The organism is Frankia sp. CoWAU3 (genome assembly GCF_977971855.1).
Window position 1 is genome coordinate 1 of record NZ_CDWWXB010000150.1, and the last position, 8,383, is coordinate 8,383.

At 68.6% G+C, this 8,383-nt stretch carries 12 protein-coding genes; 4 read left to right on the top strand and 8 right to left on the bottom strand.

Annotated features, from left to right (window positions below; all coding sequences use genetic code 11):
• Positions 1-216: 216 nt before the first annotated feature.
• The 7 genes from AC08ON_RS13160 to AC08ON_RS13190 all read right to left on the bottom strand — a co-directional run bounded on the left by AC08ON_RS13160 (position 217) and on the right by AC08ON_RS13190 (position 4,355).
• Positions 217-357, bottom strand: coding sequence for a hypothetical protein (locus AC08ON_RS13160; protein ID WP_476607833.1), 141 nt, complete (start codon positions 355-357; stop codon positions 217-219).
• Positions 358-360: 3 nt separating this feature from the next.
• A complete protein-coding gene (locus AC08ON_RS13165; RefSeq protein WP_476607834.1) occupies positions 361-705 on the bottom strand; it encodes a beta-class carbonic anhydrase in 345 nt (114 codons plus the stop codon).
• 41 nt (positions 706-746) lie between these two features.
• Positions 747-1,772, bottom strand: coding sequence for an aromatic/alkene monooxygenase hydroxylase subunit beta (locus AC08ON_RS13170; RefSeq protein ID WP_476607835.1), 1,026 nt, complete (start codon positions 1,770-1,772; stop codon positions 747-749).
• A 2-nt stretch (positions 1,773-1,774) separates the two neighbouring features.
• Positions 1,775-2,080, bottom strand: coding sequence for an MmoB/DmpM family protein (locus AC08ON_RS13175; protein WP_011434683.1), 306 nt, complete (start codon positions 2,078-2,080; stop codon positions 1,775-1,777).
• Entirely contained in the window at positions 2,077-2,502 is a 426-nt protein-coding gene (locus AC08ON_RS13180) for a monooxygenase system ferredoxin subunit (RefSeq protein WP_476607836.1), read from the bottom strand. Before AC08ON_RS13180 ends, AC08ON_RS13175 begins: the two co-directional genes overlap by 4 nt.
• Entirely contained in the window at positions 2,495-2,743 is a 249-nt protein-coding gene (locus AC08ON_RS13185; RefSeq protein WP_476607837.1) for a toluene-4-monooxygenase system B family protein, read from the bottom strand. The genes AC08ON_RS13180 and AC08ON_RS13185 overlap by 8 nt, the downstream gene beginning before the upstream one ends.
• A gap of 88 nt (positions 2,744-2,831) precedes the next feature.
• Positions 2,832-4,355, bottom strand: a complete 1,524-nt coding sequence (locus tag AC08ON_RS13190) for an aromatic/alkene/methane monooxygenase hydroxylase/oxygenase subunit alpha (RefSeq protein WP_476607838.1) — start codon at positions 4,353-4,355, stop codon at positions 2,832-2,834.
• Positions 4,356-4,675: 320 nt separating this feature from the next.
• On the opposite strand from AC08ON_RS13190, the gene AC08ON_RS13195 reads away from it, so the two are divergent.
• Entirely contained in the window at positions 4,676-5,335 is a 660-nt protein-coding gene (locus AC08ON_RS13195; RefSeq protein ID WP_476607839.1) for a MarR family winged helix-turn-helix transcriptional regulator, read from the top strand.
• Positions 5,336-5,482: 147 nt separating this feature from the next.
• On the opposite strand, the gene AC08ON_RS13200 is transcribed toward AC08ON_RS13195, so the two are convergent.
• Positions 5,483-6,076, bottom strand: a complete 594-nt coding sequence (locus tag AC08ON_RS13200; RefSeq protein WP_476607840.1) for an NADPH-dependent FMN reductase — start codon at positions 6,074-6,076, stop codon at positions 5,483-5,485.
• Between the two features lie 113 nt (positions 6,077-6,189).
• Here AC08ON_RS13200 and AC08ON_RS13205 point away from each other — a divergent pair, with 113 nt between their 5' ends.
• The 3 genes from AC08ON_RS13205 to AC08ON_RS13215 all read left to right on the top strand — a co-directional run bounded on the left by AC08ON_RS13205 (position 6,190) and on the right by AC08ON_RS13215 (position 8,383).
• Entirely contained in the window at positions 6,190-7,023 is an 834-nt protein-coding gene (locus AC08ON_RS13205) for a helix-turn-helix domain-containing protein (protein ID WP_476607841.1), read from the top strand.
• A complete protein-coding gene (locus AC08ON_RS13210; protein WP_476617070.1) occupies positions 7,010-7,204 on the top strand; it encodes a hypothetical protein in 195 nt (64 codons plus the stop codon). Before AC08ON_RS13205 ends, AC08ON_RS13210 begins: the two co-directional genes overlap by 14 nt.
• A gap of 159 nt (positions 7,205-7,363) precedes the next feature.
• Positions 7,364-8,383, top strand: coding sequence for a glycoside hydrolase family 26 protein (locus AC08ON_RS13215; RefSeq protein ID WP_476617071.1), 1,020 nt, complete (start codon positions 7,364-7,366; stop codon positions 8,381-8,383).

Sequence of the window (8,383 nt, forward strand, 5' to 3'; positions counted from 1 at the left end):
GGCATTCGGCGAGCCCTCCCACGACATCACCGAACACTTACCTTCGCGGATCGACGGTACGGATCCCCGAAGCACCCCGACGGCGGGCGAAGCCCGGTGTCGTCAGAAATACGGCATCGTCAGAAATACGGTGCCGTCAGAAAGAACCGATAATGATGCCGGTAATGGTGAGTCGATGCTCGAAGGCGCTGAACAGCGGAGTGCGGCAGGCGGATATCACGCGACTTCGGTGAGCAGTCCGGTGGCAACATCGAAGATGAAACCGCGGATGGCGTCGATATGCGGGATGAACGGGCTCGCCTTGATCCGCGCAATCGACTGGCGTATGTCTTCGGCCAGGTCGGTAAACGACTCCACGGCTCATTCCGGTTTGATCCCGGTCTCGTCCTGGATCGAGCGTTTAAAATCGTCGTCGGTGAAGGTCAGCATGCCGCAGCCGGTGTGGTGGATCAGGATGATCTCGCGGGTGCCGAGCAGGCGCTGGCTGATCGCGAGGGAACGGATCTCGTCGTCGGTGACGACGCCGCCGGCGTTGCGGATGACGTGAGCCTCGCCGTCGCCCAGGCCAAGGACCGCGTAGACGTTGAGCCGTGCGTCCATGCAGGCGACGGCTGCGATGTGCTTGGACGGCGGCAGCGGAAGCGGCCCGGCGAAGGTCTTCGCGTAGGCGGCGTTGTTGGTCAAGTAGTCGTCGGTGACGGACATGGGTCCTTCCCGGGGGCGGATCGGTGGTGGAGGCCGGAGGTTCAGGCGGGATCCGCCGTGCCGGTCCAGGAGGCACGGAACGCCGCGGTGGTCGCGGCGACGGTGGTGGCGACCTCGGCCGGGTTGGCCGGGTTCGGGGCGTTGTCGAACAGGGCCGCCAAGCCCGCGACGGCCTTCTCCGCGCGGGGGTGCCAGCTTTCTTCCCAGGCGGCGAGAACCGCGGCGTTGTCGGGGCGTCCGGCGATGGCGTGGCGGGCCAGGGCCGCGCTCCACGCCCGGCTGCGGGCGCCGTCGACGCCGGACTCGCGCAGCAGCTGGGCGGTCAGGCCGTCGCCGTTGGCGTCCGCGAGGTCGGCGAGGACGGTCTTGAGCAGGGTGTCGAGCGCCGGCTTGACGACGAGGTTCAGTGCCGTGAAGGCCTCCGCCCAGTCGTAGGCGACCAGCAACCGCTCCAGCGCCTCTCGGGCGGGTTGCCAGGCCGGGTCGTCTTCCCAGAACCGTCGGGTGACCCTGCTGTCGGCGAGGTCGGCACCGTGGACCAACGACAGCGCCTTGGCCCGGTAGGCGATCCACTGCAGGGCGCGCAGTTCGTCGGCGGCCTGGAAGAACGCGGCGTTGCTGACGTAGGCGCTGGGTCCGAGTTGGCCGACGTACAGGCTGGTGATCTGCAGCACGTGGAACAGGTAGCGGGCAGGCAGGTAAAGCCGCGCGAGGACACCCACCCAGGCCGGGTTCAGGCCGGCATCCGCATCGAGGGCCTCGAAGTGGTCGACGACACCTTCGGCGTAGATCTCCCGGTCGTGCTGCAGGGCGATGTAGCGGCGGTAGTTGAGCTGGGCGGGGTCGCGGAACGCCTCCCAGTCCACGCCCCGCAGCGGCGAGCCCTCGCGGTAGCGCAGGTACCACCGGTTGATCGGACTGTCGGGATCAAGGTCAAACGGGGCCGGCTGCCGCCCGAAATGGTAGTGGAAGTGGCCGGTGACGGTCTCGTACTCGTTGGGCTTGCGGCGGGCCCCGTCGAACACACTCCAAGTGCGCAGGGGCCTCGCCGTGGGGGCGGTGGTCATCCTCAGTCCTTCCGGTCCAGGTACCAGACGAGTTCGTCGTCGCTCACGTACCGCATCCGCCCGGCAAAGCCGGCGAGGGCGGGTTCGAGGGTGGCGAGCGGGACGGACCGGCCGGCGGCCTCCTCCAGGCTGGTGCGGGTGACCCGCAGGAAGCGGGGCGCGTTGATGCGCACGTAGCCGTTGCGGTCCTCCACGACCAGCGTCTGGTCGGGGTTGTCCTTCTCGATCGCGGCGTGCAGTGCCTCGACGACGTCCGGATCGAATCCGCGGACGATGGGGCCTACCAGGCGGCTGGAGTCGGCGGTCATGAAAATCGTCTCCCCGTCGGGGCCGCGGTCGCATCGCCACGGCAGCGGTGGTAGTGACGTCGGCCGTCGGGCGGGATCCCGACAATGATCCGCTCGCCGTCGGCGCGCACCGGGAAGCTGTACAGCCGGCAGTCGCTCGGGTTGAGGCTCTCGCCGGTCGCCAGGTCGAACTCCCAATGATGCGCGGCGCAGGTGAGCACCCCGTCCTCGACGGCGCCGTCGACCAGCGGGAACCGCGAGTGCGGGCACACCGCCTGGTACGCCCGTAGCGCCCCGCCGGGCAGGTGTGCCAGCAGCACCTGCTCGGCGCCCGCGGTCACCTCGAGCACATCGCCTTCCCACACCTCGTCCAGCGAGGCGACGTCGGTCCACGCCACTGTGGTGCCACCCGCCGACGCACCACCCGCCGACGCGCTACTCATCGAAGAAGGCTTCGACATGGTCGAGCGGGCCGACGCCGGCCTCGCCGATGCGCGCCTCGCGGGCGAGCACCTGACCGTTGTGGCGGACCCCCACCGGCGCGTCGCTGGCCGGCAGACGCCGGCCCACAACGTGGTGAGCGATCTTTTGGCCGACAACCTCGACGGTGTCGGCGTCGTCCACCGCCACCAGCAGCGACACGAAGTCGTGTTCGAAAACCGCGCTCAGCGGCAGCAGAGCCATCGGGCCCCCTCGGAGTGCTCGTGGACGTACTCGTGGACGTACTCGTGGGAGTGCTCCTGCGCTCCGGGGGTTACCTGCGCCCAAGACGTCATCGCCGTGCCGCCCTGGCGCCGGTTGCGCCCGCCGCCGCGGCCTGCGCCCAGGCGTAGCCGGTGGCATCCTGTCCCTGCTCGGCCGGCGACAGCCCCATGTAGGCGAGCACGCCGCTGAGGTCGGGCGGGCTGATCTCGCCGACGAGGAACCGGTCCACCAGCGACCGGTGCCCGGCGAACCGCTCCGGACGCCGCGCGAAGATCCACTTGCAGGGTTCCGAGCAGAACAGGTAGTCACGGCCCCCGTGGGTGTGGCGCAGCGGAGCGGCCGAGGCCAGCGCGCCGGCTTCCACGCCGGCGGCCCGCACGATCGGCAGCTGGCACAGATTGCACACCAACGGCAGCGTCTCCGGGAAGGTGGCCTCGGCCTTCCCCGCGCGGATGTTGTCGCCGATGACGTCCCAGTACTTGCCGAACGTGCGGTTCCAGCCCGGGTACTTCTCCTCCAGCCACACCCGCTCGTCCGCCGAGACGCCGGCGTCCGGGTTCCACCAGACCGTCGGCCGCCAGTTCCACACCCCGAGGTGAATCGCGTGGTGGTACCAGGTGAGTTCGTTGACGAACTCCTCCCAGTACCACGGATACTCCAGGCCGAAGTCCCGGAACTGGTCGGAGAACTGCTTGATCACCCACTCCTCGATGAATTCCTTGAACGACATCGTCCGATGCTCGAGCGGGGTGTAGTAGTCCATCGACAGGCCGGTCAGCAGCGCGAACACCCGCCATGACCGCCAGAACATGTGATCGATGAGGAACTGGCCCCAGTCCCTGTGGCCACCCTCGGCAAGGATCTTGATGGTCGGCTCGCCCTGCTGGGCATGGCGGGCCTCGTCCGTCTGGATACTGGAGATCAGCGAGCCGAACTCCAGGTCGCCCACCTTGATCGCGTCGGCCGCCATGCCGAGGAACTGCAGGTTCGTGAAACCGGTCTCAAGGGTGAAGGTGAGCTGCAGCGCGATCGACAGCGCGTCGTTGGCGACGAACATGTCGTCGAACAGCTGCCGGACCGCAAGCACGATCCAGTCGTTCGTGTGGAACGCCTTGAGCGCCCAGTCGGCCCGCGGCTCCTTCCCGATCAACCCATAGGGGAAGAACGCCTGGATCTGGCCGTGCCGGACCTCGTCGAGCGTGCCGAACGTCGCCGTATTGCGCCACGCCGCCGCCCGCCCGAACCGGCCCATCCGCGCCTCACCGATGGAGGCGAGGTACTCCGGCATCGTGATCGCGCCGTAGTGCGCCAGGATCACCGACTTCCATCCCGGGTCGAGCTTCTCGAACAGCGCCGAACGGGCGATCGCGTTCTTGACCGAGTACGTCGTGGTGTCCTTCGTCACCTGGTTGTGCACGTACTCCCGATAAGTAATCTTGTATGGCTCGTCCCAGGCCAGCCACCCCTCGGCTGAGACCCGGCCCGTCCCCGACAGCTCCTCTGGGAAGACGTCCTGCTCGGACACATAGCCAAACGACCAGTTGGTGTCGCGGGCAAGGTCGTACCAGTCACTGCGGGCAAGCTTCGGCATGCTCGCCTCCTTGGTGTTCCCTCACGGACGCGGACCGGACCCGCCCGGTCCGGCGACGCTCCCGCGCCGCACGGCCCAACCCGGCATCGGCCGCTATCTCGACAATTTCATTCGACAAGGAGAACTATGTGCGGAGCGACCTTTGATGTCAAGGACTCCTAACGATCCGGTCCGGGCGGATCGGATTGCTAAGGTCCACTCACGGGTTCCGACCTTCCCCGTTACGACCCTCGCGGCGGGTCGGCCGTCGCGAACCCGGGAAAGTCCCAACGGCAGGAGGCAGCGGTGCTGGCGATACACGCGGCGTTCGGACCGCGCGCGTGAGGCCGCCCGGCACCCCCGAGGAACGCCACCCCGGACTCGACGCGAAGATCGTGGCCGCCCTCGACCGGATCGGCGAGGCCCTGCAGGTGCTCGCCCGCCGCCTGGCCGAGGCGCACGACCTGTCCCCCACCCAGCTTCGGGTCCTCGCCCGCATCTATGCGGGACCACCCCCGCCGGCCCGAACCAGCGCGCTGGCACGTGAACTCGACGTGGCCGACCCCACCGTCAGCGACGCCGTGGCGGCCCTGCGCCGCAAAAGGCTCGTAGGCCGCCAGCAGGACCCCGCCGACCGGCGTCACTACCGGCTACACCTCACCGCCGACGGCCAACGGACCGCGCACGCGGTCTCCCGGTGGACCGCCCCGGTCGAGGTAGCGACCTCCAGGATCCCCCGCCCGGACGGCGAGCACCTGCTCGCAACCCTCCTGGACCTGCTGGAATGCCTGCACGCCGAACATCTGATCAGCGTAACGCGCGCGTGCACCACCTGCCGGCACTTCGAACCCGCGCCCCGACCCGCCCGCCACGCCCAACCCGCTGTTCACCGCTGCGCGTTCTTCGACTACCGCCTCGGACCGTCCGACATTCGGGTCGACTGCCCGGAACACCTCACCCAGGAGGAGTTCGCCCGCCGCGGCGCCGCGGGCGGCCGGTGACACCGAACGGGGCCAACCGGGTCATGCACGCCGACGTCCACAGCGCCGCGGTCGGCCTGCCCGACGGCACGCCCGCGGGGTCCGTTGTCGACAGCTCACCGATCAGCTGAGTGAGGAGGGGGCCTGCGGGCCCATCATCACGAGACACTAGTCGGGGTAGGGCACCTCGGCGCGTGCCTTCTGGAGTGCGGCAGCCCACCAGGCAAGCTGGTTGAACAACGTCTTGGCGTAGCCGGGAGCGTCGGGATCAGCCGGCCGGCCGGCATCCCAGTTCACGAAGTAGTTCGGGAATGCCAGTCCGTCGCGAATGGTCACCGCGTGCAGCTCGGTGAGGACGTTCTCCAGGTGCAGGACCGCGTGCCGACCACCCGCCGCGCCGCCGTAGCTGACAAAAGCGACCGGCTTCGCGGTCCACTGGGTGAAGTGCCAGTCGATGGCAGCCTTCAGTGACGCCGGGTAACTATGGTTGTATTCGGGGGTTACTAGGACGAACGCGTCCGCGGCGTCGAGCCGCGCGGTCAGGGGTGCCATGCCCGCCGGGCGCGGGTATGAGTCTCCGGCGTACTTCGGCGACGCGGCGGGCAGGGATAGGGGGATCTCAAAGTCGGCGAGGTCGACGACCTCTACGTCGAAGCTCCCATGCGCGGAGGCCTGTTCGGCGGCCCATGAGGCCACGACCGGTCCGAACCTCGCCTCGCGCACGCTGCCGACGACGATGACAAGTTTGCTGGTTTCGCTCATGCGTCACATGTTCGGTCGCGCCGGCAGCGGCAGCCAGACCGAGCGCAGGCTGGCCCTGATAGGGCCAGCATCGGACGGCGTACCGAGGCCGTTCCGGTCTTACAGTGAAGAGCGTGAGTACGCCGCTGGGTGACTTCCTCCGCGCCAGGCGCGATGCCACCCGGCCCGAGACGCTCGGCCTGCCGGCAGGCCCCCGGCGCCGCGTCCCGGGGCTACGGCGGTCGGAGCTGGCTTCGCTGGCAGGCATCAGCGTTGAGTATCTCGTCCGGATCGAGCAGGGGAGCGACCGCAACCCATCGGCCTCCGTCGTCAACGCGCTCGCCGACGCGCTGCGCCTCGACGTCTCCGAGCGGGAGCACCTGCGCTACCTGGCCAAGATCGCCGCTGGCGTGTGTACCGGCCCGCTCACCCAACCTCGGCTGGAGGTCAGGCAGACAGTGCTCAAGCTGCTCGACCAGCTCGAGCCAGGGATCGCACTGGTCACCAACCGCCTGGGTGACATCCTCGCGTACACCAGTGGCTTCGACCTGGTCGCCCGACCGTCGGGGCTGCTTGATACCGACAGGCCCAACCTCACGCGCTTCGTCTTCACCGACAGGCGCGCCCGCGAGGTCTTCCCGGAATGGGATCAGATCGCCGACGAACGAGCCTTCGACCTGTGGCACGGCCCGTCAGCCGAGCGCTCGGCCCAATTCAGGGCGGAACTCGCTCCGGTCGCCGGCGACGACTTCACCCAGCGGCTGAACCGGCACGCGCTACCACGGCGCGGTCCGCTGCGGTGGACACACCCCGTGGTTGGTGAACTGCGGCTTGACCGCGAGGTCCTGGAGCTCCCAGCCGCCGATGCTCAGCAGCTGGTGGTATTCCTTCCCGCCGACGACACGACCGCCGACACGTTGAACCGGTTGCGCAGGAGGGGCGGTACCAGCCTGCGTGCCGTCAACTGAGCAAATATGGCGGCACGCCGCCACTCTTATCGAAGTCAAGCAGGTCCAGGTCCCCGTGGAGCAGTACCCGCGGGGGCTCGGTGTTCTCCGGCATCTGATCGCCGCGATCGACCGACCTGCCAGCATGATCGATCCTGGGCTCGGCCGCCACATCCGCGACGACTGTCCGATACGACACTGACGTAACGGTATGGTTGGTTTTCGTGGTAGCGGAGCGCCAGGAAGGACCGAGGGACCCGATGGAACGTGCAGCGTGACGGCCCGGCAGCGAGGTCGGGTCGGGTACCGGGCTCGCCCGGGCAGGCCGTTATGGATGCCGCTGACCGCACTGACGATGGTGATGGCTGTTGTGCTGGGCGTGGCGGCCTGCTCGGATCAGCCCGAGCGTCCCCGCGCTCCGCGGCCGTCACCAACCACCACGCACCCCTCCGCCGTGGAGCCGGCACCGTCCGGGCTGGGCTGGGTATCCGGCGCCAATGGAAACTTCCCGGCAGACGTGACCGCGTGGGCGGCTTGGACCCGCCGTCCCGTCGATCTCGCGATCGTTTTCACGGACCGCGCCAACTGGCCGAGCATCACCACGGCGTCCTGGCCGGTCGGGGCGTTCACCCGGGCAGCCTTTCCCGGGGAGCTGTCGGTGGCGCAACCGCTGTACCCGCAGAACAGCAATGAACAGGCGTGCGCTCGCGGTGAGTACGACGGCTACTGGGCCCAGTTCGGGCAGACTCTGTCGAAGTACGGCCGCGGCGACGCCTACGTGCGCCTCGGCTGGGAGTTCAACGGGGACTGGTTCTGGTGGCACGTCCGGGATCCGCAGGCGTGGAAAAGCTGCTTCCAACACGCCGCCACCGCGATCCGGTCGACCGCTCCGCACGTGAAGATCGACTGGAACATGACCGCGCACCGCGACAGCCTGCCCGGCAGCGGCGCGGACGTCTGGTCCGCCTACCCCGGCGACGCCTACGTCGACGTCGTCAGCATCGACTCCTACGACTCCTATCCGGCGTCCACGACGGAGCAGGTCTGGACCCGGCAATGCCAGCAGCGTTCCGGGCTGTGCACCGTCGCCGCCTTCGCCCGCGCCCACGGCAAGCGGTTCGCCGTCCCCGAATGGGGACCTGGTGCGCTCGACCGGCGGTGGCGGCGACAACCCGTTCTACATCGAGAAGATGCACGAGTTCTTCGCGGCGAACGCCGGACTCCTCGCCTACGAGGCCTACTACAACAACGCGGAAGCCGACAACGTGCAATCCTCCCTGCACAACCCGAACCTGAGCCCGAACAGCTCCCGCCGCTATCTCGGCCTGTTCGGAAAGGGCTGACGGCTGATCGGGTGTCAGAACTCGGCCACCGGTGGTGA

Bases quoted from the DNA above. Each gene is read 5' to 3' on its own strand.
- AC08ON_RS13165 (WP_476607834.1), bottom strand. From the start codon at position 705: ATGTCCGTCACCGACGACTACTTGACCAACAACGCCGCCTACGCGAAG.
- AC08ON_RS13175 (WP_011434683.1), bottom strand. From the start codon at position 2,080: ATGACCGCCGACTCCAGCCGCCTGGTAGGCCCCATCGTCCGCGGATTC.
- AC08ON_RS13215 (WP_476617071.1), top strand. From the start codon at position 7,364: ATGGCTGTTGTGCTGGGCGTGGCGGCCTGCTCGGATCAGCCCGAGCGT.
- AC08ON_RS13190 (WP_476607838.1), bottom strand. From the start codon at position 4,355: ATGCCGAAGCTTGCCCGCAGTGACTGGTACGACCTTGCCCGCGACACC.
- AC08ON_RS13200 (WP_476607840.1), bottom strand. From the start codon at position 6,076: ATGAGCGAAACCAGCAAACTTGTCATCGTCGTCGGCAGCGTGCGCGAG.
- AC08ON_RS13180 (WP_476607836.1), bottom strand. From the start codon at position 2,502: ATGAGTAGCGCGTCGGCGGGTGGTGCGTCGGCGGGTGGCACCACAGTG.
- AC08ON_RS13185 (WP_476607837.1), bottom strand. From the start codon at position 2,743: ATGGCTCTGCTGCCGCTGAGCGCGGTTTTCGAACACGACTTCGTGTCG.
- AC08ON_RS13170 (WP_476607835.1), bottom strand. From the start codon at position 1,772: ATGACCACCGCCCCCACGGCGAGGCCCCTGCGCACTTGGAGTGTGTTC.